Genomic DNA, 25,602 nt, shown 5'->3' on the forward strand with positions numbered 1-25,602 from the left:
CGAGACCGCAGTTCAGCCAGCTCAGCCCTACCGATGGACGCAAGGGGTCATCACGGGTGATCGATAGCATCGGGCCATGATGGGGAGTCCCGTGGTCGAGCTGCTCGACGCCGAGTACCGACGCGTCTGGGACCGCTTCTACGACGAGTTCGAGTTCCGGCCGAGTATGAGTTCCTTCGCGTGGCCGGCCATCAAGGAGCCCGTCGCATCGGTTACCTGGAGCCTTGCCGCGCTTGACGACGACCTTGAAGGCGAGCGTCTGGACCGCTTGGTCGAGGTGGTCGAGCAGGGGCTGACTTCCTGCATCGGCCCGAGCGGAACACTGCTCGCACTCGACTGGCAGCACACGTCGTACCGCTTCGCGCCGCAGCGCGTCGGTGGCCCTGGACGGCCCGCCTGGCCTTTGAGTCCGTATCCCGATGGGGACTACTACATCTACCTCTCGGAAGACTTCCGTACGGGCAGCTTCGGGCACCCCTGGGAAGAGTCCCTCTGCCTGTTCGGCCAGGAATTCCTCGACGCCGCATCCGCGGAGGTGGAGAAGCTTCTCGGCCGGGCCCATCCGTACGTCCGGCAGGGCAGACGGCGCCGCCTGAGGTGGCCGCGATCGACGCGATGGCTCGGCGTGGTGGTCCGGGCGTGGTGGGGCTCGCGGTAGTGGGGCGCTCCTGTCCCATCAGCCCCATCCGCCCCAACTGGCTTGGATCATACGCAAGTTGAAGTCACCCGTCCTACAATCGAGCGCACGTCGCGGTCGTACGTGATCGTGGCGTGGCTCACTGGGAGCGGGGGCGACCGGGGGCGCGTGCGGGGAGAGCGGGGCTTGCGGATGGTGGGTGCGGACGGGGGCGGGGGGCTGTTCGGGGTGCCCATGGTGGTGCCCCGGGCCACCGAGTACGCGCGGCTCGGGGTCGCGCCCGAGGCCACCGCGGAGGAGATCCGCGCGGCCGCCGCCCGGTACGACGCCCAGCTCCAGGCGCGCGGGGCCGGGCACGACGAGATCGTCGCCGCGCACGCCGTCAACCTGGAGAGCGCCGAGGCCCGTGCCGCGCACGACGCGCGGTTCCCGCCGCTTCCGCTGCTGCGGCTCGAACCCACCTGGGAGCCCGTGCTCGACGACCGGGACGCCGGGATCACTGTGCTGCGCCGGGAGATCGAGACCTTCCTGGCCGCCGCCGGCGAGAGCGTGCACCACCCCATGGACACCACCCGCACCGACTTCACCAGCGATTTCACCCGTACCCACGTGCTCGACGGCTTCGCCGACGAGTGAGCGACGAGACAGCGACGACTGAGCGGCACGTGAGCCCCGCGTGAGCGGTGCGTGAGCGATCGAGTCGACGACGAGTGACGACGAGCGACCCCGGAGGGTCCCGCATGGAAGACGAGCTGCACCGGGTCGTCGGCATCGACCTCGGCACGACCTACTCCGCCGTCTCGGCCTACGACCCCGACGATTTCGCGCCGAAGATCCTCGCCGACCCGGAGCACGAGGGCGCGGCCGCCGTCGCCACGCCCTCGGTGGTGCGGATCGATCCCGCCACCGGCGCGCTGGTCGTCGGACACGACGCCAAGGACGCCATCAGCCAGGAGGCGGGCGCGGGCGACGCGCTGGTCGAGATCAAGCGCGAGATGGGCGCCGTCTTCACCCCGGAACTGCTCCAGCACTTCGGGGCGAGCGGCAGTTACGCGGTCGGCGATCCGGTACGGGCCAGGCTCGGCACCGAATGGCTGCGCCCGCAGGAGATCAGCGCCCTCGTCCTGATGCGGATGAAGCGCATCGCCGAACAGGCGCTCGGCGCCGACATCCATGACGCGGTGGTCACCGTGCCCGCGTACTTCATGGAGCGGCAGAAGAAGGCCACCGAGGAAGCCGCCCTGCTCGCCGGGCTCTACCCCCGCCAGCTCATCCCCGAGCCCACCGCCGCCGCCATCGCCTACGGCGTCGACCGGGCCGAGTCCGAGCGGCAGATCTACCTCGTCTTCGACCTCGGCGGCGGCACCTTCGACGTGTCGATCATCGAGACCCGGGACGACGAGATCGAGGTCATCGCGACCGCCGGCGACCAGCGGCTCGGCGGGGGCGACTTCGACGACGCCGTCGCCGCGTGGATCGTCGAGAGCCTCGGCGAGACGCTGCCCAAGGACATGGACCGGCTGCGGATCAAGGCCGCCGCCGAGGTCGCCAAGCGCGAGCTGTCCCTCCGCTCGACCACCACCCTCGACCTCGGCGCGGGCACCACCCCCCTCGCACTCGACCGGCCCGGCTTCGAGGCGCTGATCCAGCCCATCCTCGACCGCTCCCTGCGCCAGGTCGACGAGGCGCTCACCTTCGCCAGGACCGCCAAGGGTGTGGAGCGCGACCACATCAACGCGGTGCTCCTGGTGGGCGGCTCCACCCGCATCCCGCGCGTCAAGCAGATGCTGCTCGACTACTTCGACCAGGACGAGGGTTTCGTACGCGGCGACGCCAACCCCGACACCCTCGTCGCCCGGGGCGCCGCCATCGTGGCCAACCGGTTCGAGCCGTCACCGGCGTTCGACCTCGCGACGCGGCCCGACGCCGAGCGGTCCGCGGACGAGCAGGACTACACGGTCACCCTGATCACCGAACACACCCTGGGCGTCGGGGTCCAGCAGGGCCGGTTCAACGCGCTGATCCCGCGCGGCACCAAGATCCCGGCCCGCCAGGTGAAGTCGTACACCAACCCCGAGCAGGCCGACCGCATCGAGGCGGCGATCTACCAGGGCGAGGGCGAGTACGTCTACGACAACTCCCTCATCGGCACCATCCACCTCGACGAGATCGAGCCGAGGCCGGAGGGCTACCACCAGTTCGAGGTCGAGTTCTCGCTCGATGTGAACGGGCTGCTCGGGGTGCAGGTCACCCACACCAACACCGGGCGCGAGTACCAGGCCACCTTCGACCAGAGCACGACCATCGGCAAGGTCGACGAACTTGCAGAACGGCGTGGGGTGTTGGTGGACCTCTACGCCACCGTCCGCCCGGCGGGGTCCGGTCCGGCCCCGCACACAGGAGCCCGTCCGGGGCAGCCCGCCGGAGCGGGCGCCGACGGGGGAGCCGGCGCCGCGCCGGACGCCGGGCCCGGGGCCTTCACCGTCCCCGCCCCCATCGCCCCGCCCGCCGCACCCCCCACCCCGCCCGTCACCAGCACCACCCCGCCCGCGCAGCCCGCCGCCACCGTGCCCGCGCAGCCCGCCCCCGTGGACGACGGTGAGGCCGATGTTCCCGCCGAGTACCGCCGGATGGTCAAGAAGGCGCTGCGCGCCGCCAAGGACGGGCAGGCGCCGCCCGAACTCACCGGCGCGCTCGGCGCGTTCCTCGCCGGGGTGCGCTCCGGAGTGGACGAGGACACCCTGGACGAGCTCGCCGACCGGCTAGAGGACGCATATGACCACAGCCGTCGATGACCGCACCCGGGTCATCGAGGAGGAGCTGGGCGCCGCCTACGCGGGGGCCGGCTGGTGGGGCTCGCTCTACCGGGCGCCCCGGCGCCGGCGCTGGTACCGGCTGATCCCCGTCGAGGAGATCAGCGGGGAGCAGCGGGCCGAGCTGCTCGCCTGGCAGACCCGGCCGCGCCGGCCCGATCTGGTCCCCGTGGTACGCGAAGAGGGCGGCGAGCAGCGGCAGTTGGGCGACCGCTGGTTCCAGGTCGTCAGCTACGAGACCGACGCCGGACGCAGCCTCAGCGACGCCATCGCCGAGCAGGAGCCCGCGCACCGGGTCGCTTCGGTGGCCGCCGCGCTGCGCGCGTTCCCCGGCTGGCGCGAGGCGATCGGCGCCGGACTCGTCGCGCTGCCCGCCGACATCGTGCTGGCCGGGCACCGCCCGCTGCTGCTGCCGCTGCCGGCCTGGGGCACGCCCTCGCTCGGCGAGGTCTTCGCCGAGCCGGAGCGGATCGCGCACCTGACGCCGGAAGGCGCCCGCGGGCTGCCGGCCGGGCCCCGCGACCCCGGGCTGCACAGCCTGGGCGTCATGGCGCTGCGCTGCTTCGAGGTGCTGCCCGACGACGACCCGGAGCGGCTGCTCCAACGCGCCGCCTGCGCCGCCGTGTTCGCCCCGCCGCGCCGCGAGGGCCGGCTCGCGCCCTGGACGCGGCGGGTGGAACCCGTACGCCTGGTCCGTCAGGAGCTGGGTGAGCTGACCGGGCCGCGGGCCGCCGCGCTCGACGACGCGGCGCTGCGCCGGCTCACCGACTCCCTCGACCGCGCCCGCCGCGCCATGGACCCGCTGACGGCCGTACGGTCGCTGCGCGAGGCGGGCGAGCCGCGCCGGGCGGTCGGGCTCGCCCACGCGGCCCTCGTCGACCGGCCCGGCTACGCGCTGCTGCTCCTCGCGGCCGAGATCGCCCACCAGGACCTGGGCGAGCCCCTGGAGGCCCTGTCGCTCCTGGAGCGCGCGGTGGCGACCGACCCCGGGCGCACCGAGGCGTACACGGCGCAGCTCTCCGTCATCGGCGGCTGGGCCGCGGTCCAGGTCCGGCTCGCCGGGGCCACCGACGGCTCCTATGCCCGGCGGCTGCGGGAGACGGCCCGCGCCGCCTTCGACCGGCTGCCGCACGAGCTGCGCCGCGAACACGCCCACACGATGGCGTCCTGCCTGCTCGGCCAGGGCGAACTCGCCGAGGCCAACACCTTCGTGCACCAGTGGCTGCACGACGGCGGCACGCTGATGTGGTGGCGGTTCGACCTGATGCTCGACTACGGCGAGACCTTCCTCGGCCTCGGCCACCTCGACGCCGCCGCCCACATCGGGGAACAGGTCAGGGCGGGGCTGCGCCGCGTGCGCGAGAACGGCCAGATGGGCCGCGCCGAGATCCACGAACACGGCCTGCGGCTGGCCGACTTCACCCTGCGGCTGCACGCCGCGCAGGGCACGGCGGGAGGCCCCGGGGCGCAGCGCGCACCCGGCGCGGAACCCGGCCGCGGCGCACCGGACGGGAAGGCACCCGCATGACCACGATCCTCCTCCTCGTCGTGCTGCCGCTCCTCTTCCTGACGAGCGTGGCCAGCGCCGGCTACTTCCTCCTCGTGCTGCCCAGCCGCTGGCGGCTGCCGTACGAGGAGGCGCTCGCCCTGCTCGCCAGCGACGACCGCGACGCCCTCGAACGCGCCGACCGGCTGCTCGGGCAGGCCGTCAACGAGGGCCCGCGCGGCCGGGCGCTCAACCGGATCCGCTTCGCCCAGGCCTATGTGCGGGCCATGCTGGGCACGTACGAGCCGGCCCGCTACGCCGCCGCGGCGACCGTGCTCGACGAACTGACCGCCGCCGAGGGGCCGACGCGGGACACCGCCCACCTGGAGCTGTACGTCCAGGCGCGGCTCGGCAACCACGACCGCGTCGCCGACCTGTACGCCGCCCACCACGACCTGCTCGACGACCGGCCCGGCAGCCGCCGCACCGCTGCCATCTCCCACCTCCAGCTCGCCACCGGGCACTGGCGGCGACGCGAGACCGACGGCGCGCTGCACCACTTCGACCGCGTACGGGAGCTGGGCGAGCTCACCGAGCACATCCCCGCCGAGGTGAACGACCTCCAGCTCGTCAAGGGCGTCCAGGCCGTGTTCGACGGGCGTTCCGACGATGCGCGGGAGGCGTTCGCCGATGCCCGCGCACGGGCCGTCGCACGCGAACGGCCCACCGTGCAGGCCGAGTTGGGGCTCCTCGTGTGCGACTGGGCGGACGGCGACCCCGCACAGCTCGGCGAGTGGCTCGCGCGGCTCGCCGAGCAGGCCGGCCCCGACGACACGACCCTCACCGACGAGGAGCGCGACACGGCGGGGCGGCTCCGTACCGGCATCGCCGTCCTGCGGCTCGTCGCGCTGCCGCGGGAGTGGCTGGCCAGGCCCGCCCTGTCCGGGGCGCCCACGCCGGAGGAGTTCGAGGAACTGCGGCGCCGGGTCGAGGCGGTGCGCGAGGAGGACCCGGAGCTGGGCGACGCCGCCCTCGTGGACGGGCTCGTGCGCTACTACTTCGCCCTCAGCCAGCCCGAGCGCGAACAGGCCCTCGCGACCCTGGACGCCGGCACCGGGCTCGCCAAGGGCATCCTGCTGCCCGAAGTGCTCGACCTCATGGAACGCGAGCGCGCGCTCGGCGGGGAGGGCGACGCCATCTCGCGCTACCTCACCCTCGTCGGGGAGCTCCTCGACGACCCCGACCGGTCCGAGGAGGACCGGGCCCGCTTCCGGCGCATCAAGGCCAAGTTCACCGCGTACGGCGACCCGGGCCCGCTGCCGGAAGGCGCCGTCCCGCACCAGCGGGCCGCCGCCGAGGACCACCGGCGCCGCTCCCGCGCGCTGCGCCGGCGCATCGAGCTGATCGTCTACCCCCGCATCCGCGACCTCCCCGACGACGCCCCCGCCAAGCGCGCCCTGCGCGACCTGCTCGCCGACCTCGACCGGGCCTCCGGCGTGTACGCCGAGGGCGCCGAGGTCCTGCACGGCGCCGAGCAGCAGCTCATCGCCCGCACGGGAGAGATCCTGCTGCCCGAGGAGCCCTAGGAGACCGATGACCAGGAACCTGCCGAGCCGGCGGGCCGGGGCGACTCCCGGGCGCCTCAGGCGGCTTCTGCCGCACAAGCACCCCGTGGCCGACCACGCCGGGCTGCTCGACCGGCTGCCGCCGGTGGAGCACAAGCCCGCGGCCGACGAGGACCAGCTCTTCGAGCAGAGCTCGCTCGCGCGGGTGCTGCTCCTGCTGGCGAAGGTGGACCAGGAAGCCGAGTACCTGCTGTGCCGGCAGCTCGCCGAGCACGCACTCGGCACGGTTCCCGACCCCGGCGAGGCACCGGACGAAGGGGAGCGCGCATGACCGGCACCGGCCGTGACCACACGTTTCAGGAAATCCGCCCCGTGCAGTCGCTGGTGGCGCCGGCCTTCGAGTTCGCCGAGGTCGCCGGGCACGGCGACTTCGCCGAGCACGACCGGCGGCTCGAAGAGCTGGCGCGGGACGCGGCGGCGGCCGTCGCCTCGGAGACCGCCCTGATCCTCGCGCCGCCCGTCTCCGCGCTCCTGGAGATGTCCCTCGACCTGGGCAGCGGCGACGAGGACCTCCTCGAAGACGCCCGCGCCAACGCCGCGGAGCAGCAGTACGCCATCGCCCTCGAACTGCTCGACGAGTACCTGGAGGCGCACCCCGGCCATCAGGAAGGGCGCTATCTGCGCGCCTACTGCCTCTACCACCTGGGCGGCGACGGCCAGGTGGAGGCGCTGCGCACCCTGCTCCCGCTGCGCGAGGACCCGCCGGACGACGAGGGCCTGCGCGAGCGGGCCGGGGAGCTGCGCCGCGAACTGCGGCGCCGGCTCACCCCGTTGGAGATCACCGCGTACACCGAGACCGTGCGGAGCGACCCGCGGGGCGCCCTCGCCCGTATCGAGGCGTTCGTGGAGCTGGCGCCCGAAGAGGGCACCCTCTCCTACCTCCTCGCCCTCGGCCAGTCCCGCACGGGGGACCTGGAGCGGGCGCTGGGCACCGCGGAGCGCGGCGCCCGGCAGGCCGACACCGACCGCGAGCGGGTGGCGGCGCTGGCGCGCCGGCTGCTGCTCGCGCTGCTCGCACCCCATGTGGCGCCGGCCGTCTCCGCGTTCAAGACGGGCGATGTGGACCGTGCCCGGCGCGAGCTGGCGCGCCTGGCGCCCGGATGGCGGCACAGCGTCGTCGTCGTCGACTTCGACGCGTACCTCTCCCAGCTCGCCCGCCGGACCGACCGGCACGCGCCGCCCCCCGCACCGCCGCTGCCCGCCGACCGCGCCGACGACCTGTACTCGCTGATCGCCGACGCCGACGGGCAGCGCGCCGCCGAGCTGATGCGCACCGGCCGGGCCGAGCAGGCCGAGCGCCTCCTCGCCCATGTGCTCGCCCTCGTGCCCGGCTTCCCCTGGCTCAACTTCCTGTACGCGGCCTGCCTCTACCAGCTGCTGCGCGACCCCGACCGGGCGGCCGCCTGCGCCAGGACCGCGCTGCGCGACCCGACCATCACCCAGGCCGGGGAGCTGCTGGAGGCGATCAGGAGCTGGCAGGAGGCCTCCCTCGTCAACCCCGTCGTGGACGCCTACGTCGACGCCATGGAGTCCGTGCGCGGAGGCGTCGATGTCGCACGCCTCACGGCGCTGCGCCAGCGCCTCACCGACCTGGGCGGCGTCCTGCCCGTCCTGGCGTCGGCCGTGCACAGCGAGACCGGCACCCGGATCGTCCGGGAGCTCGAACAGGCCGTCCGGCAGCGGCTGGTGGAGATCGCCGACTCCCTGGTCGTGGGCTCCCTCTACGAGACGTACGACCGCCTCATGTCGTCGGTCGGCGGCGGCATCTCCACCGCGCGCGACGCGGACCGGCTCGGCCAGTCCCTGGACAGGATCTCCGCCGAGATCAAGAGCGCGCGCACGACCGCGAGGCAGGGCGCGGGCGGCCAGCTCGACGAACTGGCCGCTCTCGTGGGCTCGCGCCGCGCGGAGGTCGACAAGGTGAAGGGGAGCATCGAAGTCTCCGCCCTGGTACGCCGGTTCAACGACCTCGCCGCCCGGCAGTCCGAGCCCCTCGCGCGGCTGCGCGCCGATCCGTACACGGTACGCACCGAACTCGGCCGGATCATCGAGGACGCGCGCCGCGTGCGCCGCGGCGGCAAGCGCGGCCTGGACCCCCGCGACCTGAAACTGCTCGACGAACTGATCCAGACGATCGCCGGGACGCTGCGATGACGACGGCGGGACAGGACACCGCGACGGCGAGCGGCGGGGCGGTACCGCCCGGCGGCGGCCAGTGGGACGTGTTCATCAGCTACGCGCGCGAGGACTACATCCAGGCCAAGGACCTGCACGACGCCCTCAGCGGCTGTGTGACCGCGCACGGCTCGGCCCCGCGGATCTACCTCGACGTGTCCCGCACCAGCGGCACCCCGCTGGGCGTCGACTGGCAGACCTTCCTCGAAGAGGCACTGCCGCGCAGCCGCCATGTCGTCGCGCTCTACTCGGCGACCTACTTCGACAAGCCCGTCTGCCAGTGGGAGCTGCACGAGGCGTACAAGCTGAACCCGCCCGAGGGCGGCCGGCTCATTCCGCTGCTCATCGACCCGGGCGCCGCCGCGAAGGTCCCGTACATCGTGAACCGGATCAACTGGATCCCCACCACGCGTCCGCACTGGATCGAGGAGGTGCGCAGGGCGGTCGGTCTGCGCACCGCGGGGACGCGCACCACCCTGCGGTTCGACACCGCCGTCGCGGGGGCGGTGGTCGGCCACACCCTCGCGCCGGTCAGCGTCACCGGATCCGTGCCGGAGGGCGCCCCGCAGTGGCCGGCCGACGGCACGGTCACCATCGGCGCCGAACCGGCCGACGCCGAGCTGACGGGCACGCTCACCGTGCCGGTCGTGCGGAACAGGGCGGTCTTCGCCGACCTCGCGTTCCGCAACGCCGCCGCCGAGGTGCGGCTCGTCACGACCGCGCCGGGCTGCGAGCCCGCCACCACCGGGCCCTTCGCGGTCGGGGCGCCCGAGGAGCCGCCCTCCTGGAACGAGCCGGACCGGCCCGTGCTGGCCGCGCGCGGCCGTCCGGTGTTCTTCCCCGACGGCCGCGCGCTCGCCGTCCTCGACGGCCGCACCCTGACCGTGCACACCGCGGAGCACGAGGCCGCGGGCGTCGTGGAGCTGAGGGACCGGCCCCGGCTCTGGGCGCGCGGACGGCGTCTGCTCGCCGTCGCCGACTGGTCGGGCCGTGTGGTGCTCGCCGCCCCGGACGGCCGGGTCCGCGCCGTGGACCTCCCGGCGCGGACCGGCGCCCGGCTCACCGTGCCGGGCGCGCTGGCCTTCGACGCCGACGACACCCTGTACGCGGGTCTGTGGGGCGGGGCGGTCTGGCGCCTGACCCTCGACGGGGCCGGGCCGGAGCGGGTGCTCGAACACCGGGCGGGCGTCCAGGTGTTGACCGCCGACGGCGAGGGCCTGCTGGTGGGCGGCCTCGACGGGAGGCTCACCCGCTACACCGCGGGCCGGGCCGGCGCCGAGCACACCCTGGAGCCGATGCTGCTGGCCATGGCCCGGACGCGGGGCTTCGTGCTGGCCGTCGGCGAGCAGCGGATCCACCGCCTCGACCCGGCGGGAGGACGGCTGCTCCAGGTCGCCCAGCCGATCGGCGCGGTCACCGCGGCCCTGCCCGGGGAGGAGCTGACGGCGATCGTCGACGCGGCCGGCCACGGCGTGTGCTTCGACGCCGAACTCGCGGTGCGCGTCGGCTTCCACTCGGTGCCGGGCGCCCGGCCGGTGGCCGCCGCGCGGGGCGGACGGCTCCTGGTCCTCGCCCACCCCGACGGCTCGCACGCGCTGGTCCGCGACGGCCGTACGACCTATGTGTCGCGGCATCCGATGACCCTGTCCGGGGACGGGGAGCGGGCCGCGGTGTCGGACGGCGAGCGGATCCTCATCGTGCCGCCCGGCGAACTGGGCGGCGGCGGGCCGGTCCAGGGGGAGCGGGCATGAGCGCACCGAGAGCGCTGGAGAGCCGGCCGGATGTGCTGGAGCGGCTGACCGGACAGCTGTGGGCCGACATGGAGCAGCAACTGCCCGTCACGCAGGGGCAGTTGGACGCCGTCGTCGAGGCCTGCTTCCGGATCGGCGTGCATCCCTCGACCGAGCCCGCGCGGGCACTGACCCTGCTCGCCCGCGCCCACCGCCTCGACAACGCCAACCCCAAGCACCCGTACCACGTGGGGCTGCTCTATTTGCGCCACGGCCGTCTGGAGGCCGCGGTGCGCTGGCTGACGGCCGCGGCCGATCTTGCCCCCACCCACCACCGGATCTGGGCCCATCTGAGCCTCGCGCACCGCCGGCTCGACGAGGCCCGCGCCGGAACCGAGGGGTACGCAGGTGACGACCGCACCCGCGCGCAGACCATCGCCGACACGATCCGGGCGGGCCGCGACGACTTCGAACCGGAAGGTGACCCGGACGGCCCGGAGGGTGACCCGGACGGCTCGGACCGGCGCGCCGAGCCCCCGCTGCCGCTGCTGCGGCCCGGGGAGTGCCGCTGGTCCGGCGTCCACGACATGGCGGCCGACGGGCGGCTGCGCGGCCGCACCGCGGAGCGCGGCCGGGACGCGCTCGCCGAGGAACTCGCCCACATCGCCGAACTGGCGGGGCGGCGGCACGGCGGGAGCGCCGCGTTCGCGGTGCTCGCCGTGGAGTGGATGGTGTACGGCTATCCGCCCGCGACGGTACGCCGCCTGGCGCAGCGGCTGCCCCGCCAGGACGGGCCCGCGCTCCGCCTGCTGCACCTGGTCTGCGACCTGTTCGAGACCGACCGCGCCGAACTCCCCGACCGGCTCGCGGCCTGCCTCGCGGACGGGTCGCTGCCCGACACGCTCACCGCGCTCATCCACCGGCAGCGGCTGTTCTGGCGGCCCCTGCGCTTCCCCGACCTCGGCGCCCACGCGGCCGCCAGGGCCTTCACCGACGGCGACCCCGCCCGGCACGAGAAGGCCCTGCGCGCCGCGGAGAAGGCACTCGGCGCGGCCCCGCCCGAGCCGATGCGGGACGTGGTGGCGCCGGACGCCTCCGCCGGGCCCGCGGGTCCGGCGGGACCCGACGAACGGCTCGCGGTGTTCGAGGCGGCCGCCGGCCGGCTGGGCGGGCTCGGCGACGACGCGCTCGCCCACGCGAAGGCGCTGGCGAAGGGGGCGCTCGGCGCCGCCGAGGACTTCGCGCGGGTCACGGGGGACAAGGAGATCCTCGGCGGTCTCGTGCCCCGCCTCGAAGCGGTGCGGCAGGGGTGGCTGGAGGCGCTCCAGCGGTTCAAGGACGCCGAACCGGCCGGCCTGGTCATGGAGTTCGCGGAGTTCCGCCGCCGGGTCGAGGAGTGCGAGGCGCTGTTCCAGCAGCCGCTGGGCAGCCTGCGCAGCATCCTGACGAAGAAGGTCGAGCGCAAACTGGGCGCCAAGGCAGGGGAGTTCGCGGGTGTGGAGCCCGCGCCGTCCGCGCACGGACTGGCCCTCGGCGCACGCCTCGCGGAGCTGGAGAGCGAACAGCTTCCCGGGTCCGGTGCCGTCGCCGCGGCGGCCCCGCCCGCCGACCGGATCCCGGCGCCCGCGCCGCCGCCCGCCGACGCGGGACCGCGCGAACGCGTCACCCACGCCCTGCGGGCCGCCGAGGCCCGGCTCGACGCCAACTTCGACGAGGCCTGGCGCACCCTCGACGCCTATCCGCCCGCGCTGCGCCACCGCGAGGCCGTCGCCCTGCTCCGCGCCTACTTGGGCGGCCGGCAGGCCGAGTCCGATCTGCGTCTGGGTCGGACGACCGCCGCCCGGCAGCGCTGGGGCGCCATGCTCAGGGACGACCCGCTCCACCCCGGCGTGCTGCGCAACCTCGCGGTGGCGCACACCTCCGCCGGGGACCTGGCCCCGGCCGCGCAGGCGTGGCGCCGCCATCTCGAAGCGCTGTACCTCAAGGACCTGGCCCACGGCGACATCCGGCGCGGGGCGGCCGAGCGGGCCGAGGTGCACCGGGTCCTGGCCGGCTCCTTCGGCACGGCCCCGCTGTGCGCGGGCTCGGCGCCCCACAACGAGCTGGACGGCGACCCGCGCGACGTGCCGGTGGTCCTCGCCAGTACCGGCAAGGTCGCGGTCGCCACGGCCCATCTGCGCCTCGAAGAGCTCAACCACACGCTCGCCCACCGCGCTCCGACCCTGCTGCTCGGAGTCGGCCGCTCGGTCGGCGAGGAGGAGCTGGCCGCCGCCCGCGACCGCGCCGAACAGAGCGTGGCCACGGCCGTGCGCGAACTGCCGCCCCGGGTACGGGAGCCGTTCGCGAAGCTGTGCCGGCAGCGGATCGACGAGGCGTACCGGGACGCGTCACAGGCCCAGGGGCGCACCCGCAGGGCCAGTGACGAGGCCGAGGAGCAGGAGCACGAAACATGGGTGCGCGGCCGTGTCCTGTGGCGGCTGCGGCTCGTGGGGGCGCTGACCGCGGCGGAGGCGGAGTGGCCGCTCACCGAGTACTGCGGCGACGTCATCGCCAACCTGCGCCTCGTCGACGCGATGCCGCTCGACCCGGCCAACGAGGTGGTACTGCGCGCCGCGCGGCTCCTCGGCATCCCGGGCAACCCGGCCGAAACCCTCGCGCGCCACAACCAACTGGCCCAGCTGGCCTGCAACTTCGCCCTCGGGAAGATCTACGACGCGGCCGAGGAGACCTCCGCGGGCGCCGCCACCCAGGACTTCCCCGAACGGTTCCGGCGTACCGCCCGCTCCTGGGGCCGCAACGGCGACAGCATTCCCGAACGGTACGCCGACCTCCTCGACGACCCGACCCAGCTCTACCACCCCTCCGCGCGCTCCGCGTTCGCCATCCTGGAGACGTCCGCGGCGCCCGGTGACGACACCGAGCGGCGCGTCGTCGAGGCCGCCGTGACCGGGCTCGAACGGTGGGTGGCACGGCTGCCCGGCGCCACCGGCCCCGCCCGCGCCCTGGCCAGGCTGCTCACCAGCCTCGACCGGCACGACGAGGCGAGCGAGGTGCTGTCGACGGCGCGGCGCGAGGCGTTCGGCGAGCGCGGCAGGCAGCGGCTCGCGGCGGCGTTCGTCCGCCACGACATCGACCGCGGCGCGTACGCCGAAGCCGTCGCGCGGCTCCGGGCGCTCCTGGACGGCGGCTCGGACGACGAGCGGCTGCGCCACCTCATGGTCGAGACGTACAGCCGGTGGATCGGCGCGGGCGGGCAGTTGCCCGCGGTGCAGCGCATCGCCGAGGACCTGGCGCGGTGGAGCGACGAGGAGACGGTCGAGAGCCGCCGCGCCCTGGTGGTGGCGGCGACCATGGCCGCGCACCGGGACCGCCCCGACGACCTCCGCCTGCTCGTGGACGAACTGCGCGCCCTGTGGACGGCGGATCCGGGCAACGTGGAAGCGCGCTACCACCTGGTCACCGCGCTGTACGGGCAGGCCTGGCAGCTCCGCGAGCAGATCCGCTCGGCCGCCGGCGCGGGCCGCCGCACCCTGCGCGACCGGCTCGACCTGGCCCGCACGGAGTGCGCCCACCACGCCACCGCCCTCCTCGGCACCGGAGAGACGCGGTTCGCCGGCTCCGAGGCCGGCTCCCAGGAACGCGTCCCGGACACGGGCCCCCTGAAGGACGAGACCCGCCGGGCGAAACTGACGGAGATCCTGTCCGCGATCGGCCCGGCCGGAACCTGACGGGGGCGCAGGGCGGCGCGGCGCGCCCCGGACGCACCCGCAGCTACGCGCGCTTGCGTTTCGGCTTGGGGGCGGTGGCTGGTTCGGGAGTGTCCGCGGTGGGGCCCGCTGCCGCGTCCTCCGCCACTGCTGCCAGGATGGTGGCGAGGTTCACGTGCAGGTCGAAGGGGGCGAGCTCGAAGTACTTGAGGGCCTTGCCGTCGTCCGAGAGTTCCAGGCTGCCGAGGACCAGACCGGCTTTTTCCAGCCGCTCCAGGTGCATGTAGAGCAACGGGCGGGACATGCCGAGACGGCGGGCCAGTTCGCTGACGTACATCCGGCCCTCGGAGAGCTCGGCGATGACCCTCAGTCGCTGGGCATGGCCGACGGCGGCAAGTACAGCCAGAAGCTCCTCGCTCGTCATGGCCCACCTCTAGCAATCCCGGAAACCTGTAGGCCGAGACTTTCCCATGGAATGAACGGCTGTCAAACGTTCGTCCCGGCCTACAGGCAGGCGGAGGGGGTGACGAGGTCGGCCACCGCCGCCAGGAGGAAGTCCTCCGTCGCCAGCCAGCGACCGGGGAAGCGGGCCGATCCCGGGCGGCCGGGCAGCACCTCGGCGTCGAAGGCGCCCCGGTCGGGGCGGTGGCCGGGGGGTGCGGGGCGCAGGGTGACGCGGATGTCGTGCAGGCTGCGCGGACGCGCGGGGCCGGAGCGTACGCCCTCGGGGAACCACGCCTTGAACGCCGCCTCCTTGGCGCAGAACAACAGCCGGTCCCAGTGGACGGACGGGGCCAGGAGGAGGAGCGCCGCCTGGCGCTCGCGCTCCTCGGGGAGCGCCACCGACGCCAGGACGCCCGCGCGCAGCGGGCGGTGCGGTTCGGCGTCGATGCCGAGCGCCCGGACGTCGGTGCGCCGGGCGGCGACGGCGGCGCGGTAGCCGCGGCAGTGGGTCATGCTTCCGACGGTCCCGGCCGGCCAGCGCGGGGCGCCCTCGGCGTCGGGCAGGAGCGGGGCAGGCGCCACGCCGAGCGCGCCCAGGGCGACGCGGGCGCAGTGCCGCACGGTGGTGAACTCCCGGCGCCGCCCGGCCCCCACCCCCTTCATCAGGGCCCGCTCGGCTGGGAAGAGACCCTCGTCCGGGGTGTCGCCGAAGTGCTCCGCGCAGGCGACCCCCTCCGGCAGTGCCGATGCGATCAACTCGGCTGATCGGCCGGCGCGTCGGTCTCCTTGGAGACCTTCGGGCCGGGGTTCGCGCCGGGCCGGGTGCGGTTCAGGGCCGCGACCACGTCCTCGGCCACCTCGGCGACGCTCGGCCGGTCGAGCAGCACCGCGCGGTCGATCTCGACCCCGCACCGCCGGCCGAGCTCGCCCGACAGCCAGGTGCTGGTCATCGAGTCGATCCCGTACGCACTGAGCGGCACCTCCCGGTCGATGAGGTGGCGCTCCAACTCCAGTAGTTCACTGAGGAGTTGGACGAGGTGGTCGCCCACCTGCCGTTCGGTGACCGCGACCTGCGCGGCGGGCGCGGAGCTCTCCATGGCCATGCTCTCCTTCGCTTGGGCCGGACGCGGGGCACCCGGACCGGACGCCCGCTTCACCGGCTCGACCACTGGGCGAGCAGCGGCAGCCGCCCGGCCCGTACGTCCTTGGCGCAGTCGCGGCGCCGGGTCTTGCCGCTGGTGGTGCGGGGCACCTGGTTGCGGGCGACGGCGAAGACGCTCACCGGAGCCGGCAGCGCCCGCGCGACGGCGATGCCCGCCGCCCGTACGGCGTGGGCGAGCACCTCGGGGTCGCGCTCGGTCGTCTCGACGACCACCGCGACCCCCGGCGCCGCCTCGTCCAGCGGCCAGGCGGCGGCCCGCTGGTGCGCGAACGCGGCGTGCGCGGCGCCCGCGACCGCCTCGATGTCCTGCGGGAAGTAGTTCTCGCCGCCGACCACGAGGACGTCCTTGAGGCGTCCCGTGATGAACAGTTCGCCGCCCTCGACGCACCCGAGGTCGCCGGTGCGCACATAGGACGTCGCCCCCGGGGCCACGCCGTCCGGGCCGTCGGGTCCGGCGGGTCCGTCGAGGTTCTCGCCTTCGAGCCGCGCCGCGAACACCTGCGCCGACTCCGCCTCGCGGCCCCAGTAGCCGAGGCAGTTCCCGGGTGAGTCCACCCAGATCTCGCCGACCGACCCCTCGGGCAGCGGGCGCCGCGTCTCGGGGTCGACGACGCGGATCCGTACCCCGTCCAACACCGTTCCGCAGCCGACCAGTTCGACCGCCGAGCCGGGCGACGCCGCGGGCAGCGCCGCGCCGCGCGCCAGCGCGTCCCGGTCGTAGCGGCGCACGGGCGCCTCGTACAGGGGGCGGCCCAGGGTGACGCTCAGCGTGCACTCGGCGAGGCCGTACCCCGGCGAGAACACCTCCGTACGGAAGAACGAGGGCCGGAAGGCGTCCGCGAACCGGCGCAGGGTCTCGGCGCGCACCGGCTCCGCCCCGTTGGCCGCCACCCGCCAGGTGGACAGGTCGAGCCGGTCGCGCTCCCGCGCGGGGACGCGCCGTACGCACAGCTCGTACGCGAAGTCCGGCGCGGCCGCGAAGACGTCCTCCTCGGCCTCGATCGCGCGCAGCCACACCAGCGGGTCGCGTACGAACGTGGCGGGCTCCATCGTGACGGCCGCGGCGCCCGAGACCAGCGGCAGCGCGACGCCGGTGCAGAGTCCCATGTCGTGGAAGAAGGGGAGCCAACTCACCACGGTGGTACCGGAGTCGACGTCACAGCGGTCGCGCAGCGCGATCTGGTTGGCGACCAGGTTGCCGTGGCCGACGATCACGCCGCGGGGGTCGCTGGTCGACCCCGAGGTGTACTGGAGCAGGGCGACGGCCGCGGCGTCGAGGGCCGCGGGCGCGGCGGGCAGGAAGCTGTCCGCATGGGCCGGCGACCGTGCCACGGCGACGCGGGCGAAGCCGTCCGTGTCCGGCCCGTCCGCACCCGCCTCGTCGCCCGGGGACACCAGGACCGCGACCGCGCCGCAGTCCCCGCGGATCACCGCGAGCCGGTCGGCGCGCTCGCTCGTCCGGGCGCGGGCGCCGGTCCGCAGCGGCGGTACGGGCACGGCGATGAGCCCCGCGTACAGGCAGGCCAGGAACCCGACGGGGAAGTCGGCGCCGGGCAGCGCCGGGACGACGACCCGGTCGCCGGGCGACGTCACGGTCCGCAGGGCCGCGGCGGTGGCACGGACCCGGCCGAGCAGCTCCGCCGCCGTGACCCGGTCGACGCGCTCGCCGGCGGCGCCGAGGGCGGTGAAGACGGGACGGTCGGCGTCGGGCCCCGCGGCGCGGAGCAGGAGCGCCTCCACGACGGTCGCGGGGCGGGGCGTTCGTGCGGTGGGGACCGGCTGGTTCACGGTCGGCTCCTCTCGGTCGACGCGGTGCGTTCGACGGTGCGGCCGGGCAGGGCGCCGTCGTCGAGCCACTCCTGGAACGCGGGCAGGTCCGGCAGGATCACCGTCGAGCAGGCCAGCACGGCGAGGTTCTGGCACATGGCGGTGATGGCCACGACGGTGCGGCCCGCGCGGTACGCGGAGAGCATCTCCGCGGCCGTCCCCATGCTGGGTTCGTGCCCCGGCAGCCAGGCCACACAGATGTCGCTGCGCGCGGCGAGCCGTGTCAGGTGGTGGAACATCTCGGTCAGGGCGACGAGTTCGGGTGCCAGGGCGTCGCGGTGGACGGCCGGCAGCGCGCCGAGCGCGGCGTGTGCGGCCCGCACATCGGCCGTGCACTCGGCCTCCCACCGGGCCATCAGGGCCCCCGGGTCGTGGATGACGGCGTCGGGGCGCCGGGTGAGGATCGTCGAGGTGAGCGCCGCGCGGTAGGACTGGTCGACGAGGTTGGAGCCGGTCCTCGCGCCCTGCATGGTGCCGGCCAGGAAGAACGAGGGCGCCCGCTCGGCGGTGCGCGGCGGCGCGGTGGTCATCACTCGTCCTCCAGGCTGTAATCGGCGAGTTCGAGCCCGGCCGGTGCGGCCGCCCGGTGCAGGGCCGCCGCCTCCAGGAGGAAGGCGTACACATCGGCGCGGCCCACGGCGACGGCGTCCGCGACGAGTTCGCTGTCGCGGTCGAACGCGGCGGTCCCGTACCGTGCGACCGCGCCCTGGTTGTTCTTGCTGATCAGGCGGGGCAGCAGCGAGCTCGTGGGCGCGCCGGGCCACGGCCCCGCGAGCGGCAGGACGAGTTCGGCGAGCCGGCGCTCCCCGGGGTGCAGCACCCGCACCGACACGCTGTGCTGCTCCGGGTGGAGCAGCTGCGGCCGTACCCAGTCGGGGTCCGGCGGCACGGCGCCGAGCACCCGGTCGGCCGCGAGGAGGAAGGAGCGCGAGATGACGTTGTGGCCACGGCGCGGGCTGAACCGTACGTAGGTGAGGCGCACCGAGTCGTCGTCGAGCCGCCACTGCACCCGTACGCCGCTCGGTGCGGGCGAGCCGTCCGCGCGTACCCGGTGGGGATAGGCCTCGGCCGCGAGGTGGACCACGCCGTCCACGGCCCCGGCCCGCGTCAGCCGGAGCGGACGGCAGTGCAGCAGATAGGGGTCGAGCACGGTGATGCCGTGGGCGTCGCGGTGGACGGCCCCCACGTGGCGGCCGTCGATGCGGTACTCGACATCGCGGCCCGCCATCTCGGTCACCAGGCCGCCCGCCTCGAAGGACTGCCAGGCGCAGGACCCGCCGAACGGTCGCGGCACGCGACCCGTGCCGAAGTACTCGTGCAGCTGGGAGCCGCTGTTGTACGGGAACGACAGGAGGACCTCGTCCAGGACGAGGTCCTCGACCGCGCGGAGCGACCGTTCGACCGCCTCCGCCGATCCCGTGGCGCTGATCACGCTCATCCCGGCCTCCGCATCGCTCACTGGTCGTGGCACCGGGCCTCCGGCATGGCGCAGGCCCGGTGACGATGGTCGTCTCCGGGCCTGACAGGGAGCTGACGGGAGAGCTGGTCCCTGGGGAAGGAAGAAGAGGAACAAGCAGACGCCGGACCGTCGGGGGATTCCAGTCCGGCGTCCGTTCATGGGCCCGGCGGCTAGCGGTAGACCTGGGCCGCCGGGTGGGGGGCCGGGGCGCCGCCGACCGGTGCGGGTGCGGCGTGCTCCTGGGCCCGGCGCATCTTGCGGGACGGCCACCAGCTGGCGTTGCCGAGCAGCATCAGGGCGGCGGGCAGGATCATGACGCGGATGATGAAGGCGTCCAGGAGGACCGCCACCGCGAGGCTGAAGCCGATCTGCTTCATCTCGGCGAGGTGCAGGAACATGAAGCTCGCGAACACCGTCACCATCACGACCGCCGCACTGGTGACCACCTTGGCCGAGTGCGCGATCCCGTCGATGACCGCCTGCCGCGTCGGTACCCCGCGCAGCGCGGCCTCCTTGATCCGGCTGACCACGAAGACCTGGTAGTCCATCGACAGGCCGAACAGGATCACGAAGAGGAAGAGCGGGACGCGCGAGCCGATCGCATGGGTGGCGCTGTCCTCGAAGCCGAACACCGTGGAGGCGAGGCCCCATTGGAAGAAGACGACGACCAGGCCGAACGAGGCTCCGACGGAGAGCAGGTTGAGCAGGACACCGAGCGCGGCGATGGTCGCCGAGCCGAAGACGAAGAGCGTCAGGATGAAGGTCAGCAGGAGCAGGAACCCGACGACGATGGGCAGCTTGTCGTTCTGGTGGGCGAGGTAGTCGGCGTCCTGGGCAACCGGCCCGCTGACCCCGAAGTCGGCGCCCTTCACCTTGCCGAGGGTTTCCGGCAGATACGTCTGGCGCAGTTCCGTCAGTGAGTCGTGCGCCTGGGAGGAGCTGAGGTTGTACGGGACGGAGAGCGTCATGACGCTGATCCGGCCGTCGGGCGTGGTCTCCAGCTTCGGCGGCTTCTTGGAGAACATCGGGTCGGCCTGTGCCTTGGCGGCCAGGTCCTTCAGGGCCGACTGCACCTCGGTCTTCTCACCGGGGTTGTTGTCGCGCACCATCACCCAGTGCTCGGCCAGCAGGTCGGGGAAGGCCTCGTTGAGCCGGTCGTAGGTCTTCAGCTCCGGGATGGCCCGGGACTGGGTGGCCAGGTTGAGGACCCGCAGGTGCATGCCGAACGCGGGGACCGCGAGGCCGACCATGACGAGCACCGAGATGAGCAGGGTGGCCGCCGGGCGGGTCCGTGCCGGCTTCAGGAGCGCGGACCACATCCGGCCCGTCTCCTCCGACTTGTGACGCTTGACCCGCTTGCCGCGCTGCACGGCGCGGGCGCTCTTGCGGTCCAGGCGCCGGCCGATCAGGACGAGCAGGGCGGGCAGCGCGGTCATGGAGCTGAGGACCGCGACCAGGACCACCACGATGGTGGCGACGGCCAGCGAGGTGAAGACGATGTCGGTGGCGAGGAAGAGGGTGGCGGTGGACAGGGCCACGGCGAGTCCGGAGACCGCGATCGCCCGGCCGGAGGTCGCGGCCGCGATGCCCACCAGGGCTTCGGGGCTCAACCGGCCGTTGGCCAGCGCCCGTTCCTCCCGTTCGCGCTTGAGGTAGAAGAGCGTGTAGTCGACGCCGACCGCCATGCCGATCAGCAGGATGACGCTCTTGCCGACACCCGCGTCGGGCACCAGGTGGGAGATCAGCTGGGAGAGCCCCATCGCGGCGCCGATCGAGGAGACCGCGAGCAGCAGCGGCACCCCGACCATGATCAGCGAGCCGAACACGACCAGCAGGGTGATGAGAGTGATCGGGAAGGTGATCTTCTCCGAGGCGGAGAGGTCGTCGTCACGGGACTTGTCCAGGCCCATCTCGACCGAGGCGTCGCCGGACTCCTCGACCTTCACCTCCGGGTGCTTCTTCTGCACCTCGGCGGTCTGGTCGAGCAGCGGCTGGATGTGCTTCTGGGCCTCCAGTCGCAGGCCCTTCATGGTCACTTCGACCATGAGCATCTTGCCGTTGGCCGAGCGGACCGGGGCGGCGACGGCGGCGACCTCGGGCAGCTGCTTCATCCGGGCGGCGACGTCCTCGGCGGCGCTCCGGGCGGCTGCTCCGGGGGCCGCGCCGGACGGGTCGGTGATCATGATCCGCTCGGCGGACTTGTGCTGGAGGTTGCCTTCGGTGGCGATCGACTCGGCGTGGCCGGCCTCACCCACCCAGTAGTCCTTGTCCCCGGCGTCGACCGTGCCGACGGCACCGCCGATGACGAGGCACAGGGCGACAAAGACGAACCAACCGATGATGGCCCGCGCCGGGTGCAGGGCACTCCAGCTCGCCACCCTCACGGTGATTGGCTGCTTCTTCACTGAACCCAGCTCCTTACGGCAGTCACTGCTACCCAACGGGTGTAAGTCGAGAATTACATGTGGTGCTGTGGACCGTCAACCCTGAACGGCGGGGTGTCCGCGTCGGCGTTCCGCACGGCTGCCCGGCGGACGCCGAACGGCCCCCGCCACCTGCGGGGCAGGTGGCGGGGGCCGCCAAAAACCGGTCAGGACAACTGTTTTGACGGTTCGTCATCAATGGGCTTGGACGGAGCTGAAGTCCAGCGCGTGGGCGCCGTAGAGCTCGCTCACCCAGTTGCTCTGGTAGATCGAGTCGAGGTAGCGCTCACCCAGATCCGGCGAGACGGCCACGGCCGTGCACGGCCTGCCGCCCCGGTGCTCGGCCAGCCACCCGATCGCACCGGAGATGACGGTTCCGGTCGAGCCGCCGAACAGGAAGCCGCCCGCGGCCAGTTGGTGCGCGACACGAATTGTGTCGATCTCCGGCACGTGCACCACGTCGTCCACGAACGACGTGTCGAGCAGCTGCGGCCGTACGCCGGAGCCCAGGCCCGGGATCATCCGCGGCGAGGGCGGCCCGCCGAAGGTGACCGAGCCGACCGAGTCGACGGCGACCACGGTGACCGGCCGGCCCGAGTCCTTGAAGTATCGGGCGCAGCCCATCAGCGTCCCGGTGGTGCCCGCCCCGACGAAGAGCACGTCGAGATCCGGGAAGCGTTCGGCGATGGCGGGGGCCGTACTGCGGTAGTGCGCTTGCCAGTTGCACGGGTTGGCGTACTGGTTGAGCCACACATGGCGGCTGTCGGACGCGCACAGCTTGCGTACGAAGTCGAGTCTGGCGCCGAGGAATCCGCTCTCGGGGTCGGGCTCGGTGATGGTGTGCACCTGGGCGCCCATCGCTTCCATCAACCGTCTGGTGTTGAGGTTGCAGCGGGTGTCCGTGACGCACAGGAACGAATAGCCCCGGCTCGCCGCGATCATGCTCAGGGCGACCCCGAGGTTCCCCGACGACGACTCGACGATCACCGAGTCCCGGGTGAGGAGCCCCTTGCGCTCGGCGTCCGCGATCATCGACCGCGCCGCCTTGAGTTTGATCGACCCGGCGAAGTTGAAGCCTTCGCACTTCAGATACAGCGGAGCGTCCAGGACGGACCGCAGGTCCACATAGAGATCCTCCGTGTGGAAGTCCTCCGGTACGGAGATCACCGGCACTTGGGCCCCCTCGCCTCAGGAACGGCCACGGGACGCACCGGCGCCGCCGTACCGGTCCACCTCGTGGAAGAAGCCCTCGATCACGCCGAGTTCGCCGCGCGCGAGCACCTCGTCGTACACGAACTTGCCGACCGCGAGGTCGAGGACCCCGAGCCCGAACGGCGAGAACACCACCGGGCGGTCCGCCGGGACCTCCACCTTCCCCGCCATCACCTCCGCCAGCGTGCCGTCGATGAACTCCCGCGACCCGGTGAGCTGTTCGGTCAGATGGGGGGAGGTGTCGGCCTTCAGGCAGTGCTCGATGTCGTCGACCACGTTGGCCGACGCCAGCAGCACCTCGGGCGCCAGGTCGCGCAGCGAGATGTTGAGGACCACCGGGTTGTGCGCGAACCAGTCGGGGTCGTGCACGTGCGGGGCGGACGCGACGGTCGCGAAGACGACCAGGTCGCAGGAGCGGATCAGCTCCTCGGCGCTCCCGTGCACGGTGATCCGCCCGCTCTCGCCCGAACCCTCCAGGTAGGAACGGAAGCCGCCCGCGTACTCGGCGGACAGGTCGTGCACCCCCACCTCGTCGAAGGACCAGCCGGCCCCCGCGAGATAGGTGTGGATGTGGCGAGCGATGAAGCCCGTACCGATGAACCCGACCCGCCTGGGCCGGGTGCGGCCCGGCGCGCGGGAGAGCAGGTCGGCGCCGAGCGCCGCGGAGGCCGCCGTACGCGCGGCGCTGATGATCGAGCTCTCCAGGCACGCCAGGGGATACCCCGTGTCGTGGTCGTTGAGCACGAGGACCGCGGAGGCGCGCGGGATCCCCGCGGCCACGTTCTCCGGGAAGCTGGAGATCCACTTCAGCCCGTCGACCCTGGTCTCGCCGCCTATGGAGGCGGGCAGCGCGATGATCCGGGAGGAGGGGCGGTCCGGAAAGCGCAGGAAATACGACGGTGGGTTGACCGTGTCGCCCTCGCCGTGCACCCGGTAGGCGGCCTCCACCAGATCAATGGTGCGCTGCTCATGGCCGGTGAGAATGCCGTGGACCTGCGAGCCAGGGATCACGGCGAACGGCGGGACAAGTTCTTCCTTTGTCATCCAACTCTCCATTGCAGCGGGCGGGCGGAGCTATTCCCACCCGGTAACCCCGCGTTTCATGCTCCTCATCGGCACTGACAGAGGGCTGACGTCCCTCCGGCACCCCCAGTCGGGGCCCCCGACTGGCCGCCCAACCGGCTTCACCTGCGCTTTTCGGCCATCACTTAATGATCTGTGCGCCGATTTGACCCGGCCGTAGTGTCCTTTCCCGGTGGCGCCACCCAGCACATTCACTCCATGGGCCGGAGCCACTGTCCGGAACTCATCGAGCTGCCAACAGGGGAGTCACCAGTGCTCAACAAAGTCGTGATCGTGGGTGGCGGTACCGCGGGATGGATGACGGCCTCGTACCTCAAGGCCGCGTTCGGAGAACGCATCGACATCACGCTCGTGGAGTCGGGGCACGTCGGCGCGGTCGGCGTCGGCGAGGCCACCTTCAGCGACATCCGCCACTTCTTCGAGTTCCTCGGACTCAAGGAGAAGGACTGGATGCCGGCCTGCAACGCCACGTACAAGCTCGCGGTCCGGTTCGAGAACTGGCGCGAGAAGGGCCACTACTTCTACCACCCCTTCGAGCAGATGCGGTCGGTCAACGGCTTCCCGCTCACCGACTGGTGGCTCCAGCAGGGACCGACGGACCGTTTCGACAAGGACTGCTTCGTCATGGCCTCGGTCATCGACGCCGGCCTCAGCCCGCGCCGCCTCGACGGCACGCTCATCGACCAGCCCTTCGACGAGGGCGCGGACGAGATGCAGGGCCTGACGATGTCCGAGCACCAGGGCAAGACGCAGTTCCCGTACGCCTACCAGTTCGAGGCGGCGCTGCTCGCCAAGTACCTCACGAAGTACTCGGTGGAGCGCGGCGTCAAGCACATCGTGGACGACGTCAAGCAGGTCAACCTGGACGACCGCGGCTGGATCAGCGGGGTCACCACCGCCGACCACGGCGACATCACGGGCGACCTGTACATCGACTGCACCGGGTTCCGCGCGCTGCTCATCAACAAGGCGCTCGACGAGCCGTTCATCTCCTACAAGGACACGCTGCCCAACGACAGCGCGGTCGCCCTCCAGGTCCCGATGGACATGGAGAAGCGCGGCATCCTGCCCTGCACCACCGCCACCGCCCAGGACGCCGGCTGGATCTGGACGATCCCGCTGATGGGCCGGGTCGGCACCGGATACGTCTACGCCAAGGACTACCTCTCGCCCGAGGACGCCGAGCGCACCCTGCGCGAGTTCGTCGGCCCCGCAGCCGCCGACGTCAACGCCAACCACATCAACATGCGCATCGGCCGCAGCCGCAATTCCTGGGTCAACAACTGCGTGGCCGTCGGCCTTTCCAGCGGATTCGTCGAGCCGCTGGAATCCACCGGAATCTTCTTCATCCACCACGCCATCGAGCAGATAGCGAAGAACTTCCCGAACGAGGACTGGAACCCCAACCAGCGGACGCTCTACAACCGGTCCGTCGCCCATGTCATGGACGGAATCCGCGAATTCCTGGTCCTGCACTACGTCTCGGCCAAGCGTCAGGACACGCAGTACTGGAAGGACACCAAGACCCGGGCCATTCCCGACGCGCTCGCCGAGCGCCTGGAAATGTGGAAGACGCAGGTCCCGGACTCCGAGAGCATCTTCCCCTATTACCACGGCCTGCCCGCCTATTCGTACATGTGCGTCCTGCTCGGCATGGGCGGCATCGAAATGAAGCCGTCCCCCGCGCTCGCGCTCTCCGACCCGGGCGCGGCGGAGCGGGAGTTCGCGGAGATCCGCGAGAAGACCCGCCGGCTCACCGAGACGCTTCCCAAGGCGTACGAGTACTTCGCGCAGCACCACTGAGCGGGCGACGGGCCGA

At 73.0% G+C, this 25,602-nt stretch carries 19 protein-coding genes; 10 read left to right on the forward strand and 9 right to left on the reverse strand.

Going from position 1 to position 25,602, the window contains the following annotated elements; genetic code table 11:
- Positions 1–91: 91 nt before the first annotated feature.
- The 9 genes from OOJ98_RS18970 to OOJ98_RS19010 all read left to right on the forward strand — a co-directional run bounded on the left by OOJ98_RS18970 (position 92) and on the right by OOJ98_RS19010 (position 14,194).
- Complete coding sequence (locus tag OOJ98_RS18970) at positions 92–658, forward strand: DUF2716 domain-containing protein (RefSeq protein WP_267056085.1); 567 nt, start codon at positions 92–94, stop codon at positions 656–658.
- A 213-nt stretch (positions 659–871) separates the two neighbouring features.
- Complete coding sequence (locus OOJ98_RS18975; RefSeq protein WP_267056086.1) at positions 872–1,273, forward strand: hypothetical protein; 402 nt, start codon at positions 872–874, stop codon at positions 1,271–1,273.
- A gap of 104 nt (positions 1,274–1,377) precedes the next feature.
- Positions 1,378–3,432, forward strand: coding sequence for an Hsp70 family protein (locus OOJ98_RS18980; protein WP_267056087.1), 2,055 nt, complete (start codon positions 1,378–1,380; stop codon positions 3,430–3,432).
- Positions 3,413–4,978 (forward strand): hypothetical protein, encoded by a 1,566-nt coding sequence (locus OOJ98_RS18985; protein ID WP_267056088.1) that lies wholly within the window; start codon positions 3,413–3,415, stop codon positions 4,976–4,978. Before OOJ98_RS18980 ends, OOJ98_RS18985 begins: the two co-directional genes overlap by 20 nt.
- On the forward strand, positions 4,975–6,522 hold the full coding sequence (locus OOJ98_RS18990; RefSeq protein WP_267056089.1) for a hypothetical protein: 1,548 nt from the start codon (positions 4,975–4,977) through the stop codon (positions 6,520–6,522). The genes OOJ98_RS18985 and OOJ98_RS18990 overlap by 4 nt, the downstream gene beginning before the upstream one ends.
- A gap of 7 nt (positions 6,523–6,529) precedes the next feature.
- Entirely contained in the window at positions 6,530–6,832 is a 303-nt protein-coding gene (locus OOJ98_RS18995; RefSeq protein WP_267056090.1) for a hypothetical protein, read from the forward strand.
- Positions 6,829–8,715 (forward strand): hypothetical protein, encoded by a 1,887-nt coding sequence (locus OOJ98_RS19000; RefSeq protein ID WP_267056091.1) that lies wholly within the window; start codon positions 6,829–6,831, stop codon positions 8,713–8,715. Before OOJ98_RS18995 ends, OOJ98_RS19000 begins: the two co-directional genes overlap by 4 nt.
- Complete coding sequence (locus OOJ98_RS19005) at positions 8,712–10,487, forward strand: toll/interleukin-1 receptor domain-containing protein (RefSeq protein WP_267056092.1); 1,776 nt, start codon at positions 8,712–8,714, stop codon at positions 10,485–10,487. Before OOJ98_RS19000 ends, OOJ98_RS19005 begins: the two co-directional genes overlap by 4 nt.
- A complete protein-coding gene (locus OOJ98_RS19010) occupies positions 10,484–14,194 on the forward strand; it encodes a hypothetical protein (RefSeq protein WP_267056093.1) in 3,711 nt (1,236 codons plus the stop codon). The genes OOJ98_RS19005 and OOJ98_RS19010 overlap by 4 nt, the downstream gene beginning before the upstream one ends.
- A gap of 43 nt (positions 14,195–14,237) precedes the next feature.
- Here the strand turns inward: OOJ98_RS19010 and OOJ98_RS19015 are convergent, their stop codons facing one another.
- The 9 genes from OOJ98_RS19015 to sbnB form a co-directional block, all read right to left on the reverse strand.
- Positions 14,238–14,597: a winged helix-turn-helix domain-containing protein gene (locus tag OOJ98_RS19015; protein ID WP_267056094.1), complete on the reverse strand. Its 360-nt coding sequence runs from the start codon at positions 14,595–14,597 to the stop codon at positions 14,238–14,240.
- 80 nt (positions 14,598–14,677) lie between these two features.
- Positions 14,678–15,373 (reverse strand): 4'-phosphopantetheinyl transferase superfamily protein, encoded by a 696-nt coding sequence (locus tag OOJ98_RS19020; RefSeq protein ID WP_323177913.1) that lies wholly within the window; start codon positions 15,371–15,373, stop codon positions 14,678–14,680.
- Positions 15,370–15,720, reverse strand: a complete 351-nt coding sequence (locus OOJ98_RS19025; RefSeq protein WP_267056095.1) for an acyl carrier protein — start codon at positions 15,718–15,720, stop codon at positions 15,370–15,372. Before OOJ98_RS19025 ends, OOJ98_RS19020 begins: the two co-directional genes overlap by 4 nt.
- Before the next feature lie 50 nt (positions 15,721–15,770).
- Entirely contained in the window at positions 15,771–17,567 is a 1,797-nt protein-coding gene (locus OOJ98_RS19030; protein ID WP_267056096.1) for a fatty acyl-AMP ligase, read from the reverse strand.
- Complete coding sequence (locus tag OOJ98_RS19035) at positions 17,564–18,136, reverse strand: hypothetical protein (RefSeq protein ID WP_267056098.1); 573 nt, start codon at positions 18,134–18,136, stop codon at positions 17,564–17,566. The genes OOJ98_RS19030 and OOJ98_RS19035 overlap by 4 nt, the downstream gene beginning before the upstream one ends.
- Positions 18,136–19,044 (reverse strand): hypothetical protein, encoded by a 909-nt coding sequence (locus OOJ98_RS19040; protein WP_267056099.1) that lies wholly within the window; start codon positions 19,042–19,044, stop codon positions 18,136–18,138. The genes OOJ98_RS19035 and OOJ98_RS19040 overlap by 1 nt, the downstream gene beginning before the upstream one ends.
- A 191-nt stretch (positions 19,045–19,235) precedes the next feature.
- The gene (locus OOJ98_RS19045; protein ID WP_267056101.1) at positions 19,236–21,470 is read right to left on the reverse strand and encodes an MMPL family transporter; all 2,235 of its coding nucleotides are present in this window, start codon (positions 21,468–21,470) and stop codon (positions 19,236–19,238) included.
- 213 nt (positions 21,471–21,683) lie between these two features.
- Positions 21,684–22,661 carry a 2,3-diaminopropionate biosynthesis protein SbnA gene (gene sbnA, locus OOJ98_RS19050; RefSeq protein ID WP_267056102.1) on the reverse strand — a complete coding sequence of 326 codons (978 nt, stop codon included), beginning with the start codon at positions 22,659–22,661 and terminating at the stop codon, positions 21,684–21,686.
- Positions 22,662–22,676: 15 nt separating this feature from the next.
- Complete coding sequence (sbnB, locus tag OOJ98_RS19055; RefSeq protein WP_267056103.1) at positions 22,677–23,744, reverse strand: 2,3-diaminopropionate biosynthesis protein SbnB; 1,068 nt, start codon at positions 23,742–23,744, stop codon at positions 22,677–22,679.
- A 291-nt stretch (positions 23,745–24,035) separates the two neighbouring features.
- On the opposite strand from sbnB, the gene OOJ98_RS19060 reads away from it, so the two are divergent.
- Positions 24,036–25,586 carry a tryptophan halogenase family protein gene (locus OOJ98_RS19060; protein ID WP_267056104.1) on the forward strand — a complete coding sequence of 517 codons (1,551 nt, stop codon included), beginning with the start codon at positions 24,036–24,038 and terminating at the stop codon, positions 25,584–25,586.
- Positions 25,587–25,602 lie beyond the last annotated feature (16 nt).

This window comes from Streptomyces sp. NBC_00083 (genome assembly GCF_026343295.1).
GTDB lineage: Bacteria > Actinomycetota > Actinomycetes > Streptomycetales > Streptomycetaceae > Streptomyces.

Bases quoted from the DNA above. Each gene is read 5' to 3' on its own strand.
- OOJ98_RS18975 (WP_267056086.1), top strand. From the start codon at position 872: ATGGTGGTGCCCCGGGCCACCGAGTACGCGCGGCTCGGGGTCGCGCCC.
- OOJ98_RS18980 (WP_267056087.1), top strand. From the start codon at position 1,378: ATGGAAGACGAGCTGCACCGGGTCGTCGGCATCGACCTCGGCACGACC.
- OOJ98_RS18985 (WP_267056088.1), top strand. From the start codon at position 3,413: ATGACCACAGCCGTCGATGACCGCACCCGGGTCATCGAGGAGGAGCTG.
- OOJ98_RS18990 (WP_267056089.1), top strand. From the start codon at position 4,975: ATGACCACGATCCTCCTCCTCGTCGTGCTGCCGCTCCTCTTCCTGACG.
- OOJ98_RS18995 (WP_267056090.1), top strand. From the start codon at position 6,530: ATGACCAGGAACCTGCCGAGCCGGCGGGCCGGGGCGACTCCCGGGCGC.
- OOJ98_RS19000 (WP_267056091.1), top strand. From the start codon at position 6,829: ATGACCGGCACCGGCCGTGACCACACGTTTCAGGAAATCCGCCCCGTG.
- OOJ98_RS19005 (WP_267056092.1), top strand. From the start codon at position 8,712: ATGACGACGGCGGGACAGGACACCGCGACGGCGAGCGGCGGGGCGGTA.
- OOJ98_RS19010 (WP_267056093.1), top strand. From the start codon at position 10,484: ATGAGCGCACCGAGAGCGCTGGAGAGCCGGCCGGATGTGCTGGAGCGG.
- OOJ98_RS19015 (WP_267056094.1), bottom strand. From the start codon at position 14,597: ATGACGAGCGAGGAGCTTCTGGCTGTACTTGCCGCCGTCGGCCATGCC.
- OOJ98_RS19025 (WP_267056095.1), bottom strand. From the start codon at position 15,720: ATGGCCATGGAGAGCTCCGCGCCCGCCGCGCAGGTCGCGGTCACCGAA.
- OOJ98_RS19035 (WP_267056098.1), bottom strand. From the start codon at position 18,136: ATGACCACCGCGCCGCCGCGCACCGCCGAGCGGGCGCCCTCGTTCTTC.
- OOJ98_RS19040 (WP_267056099.1), bottom strand. From the start codon at position 19,044: ATGAGCGTGATCAGCGCCACGGGATCGGCGGAGGCGGTCGAACGGTCG.
- sbnB (WP_267056103.1), bottom strand. From the start codon at position 23,744: ATGACAAAGGAAGAACTTGTCCCGCCGTTCGCCGTGATCCCTGGCTCG.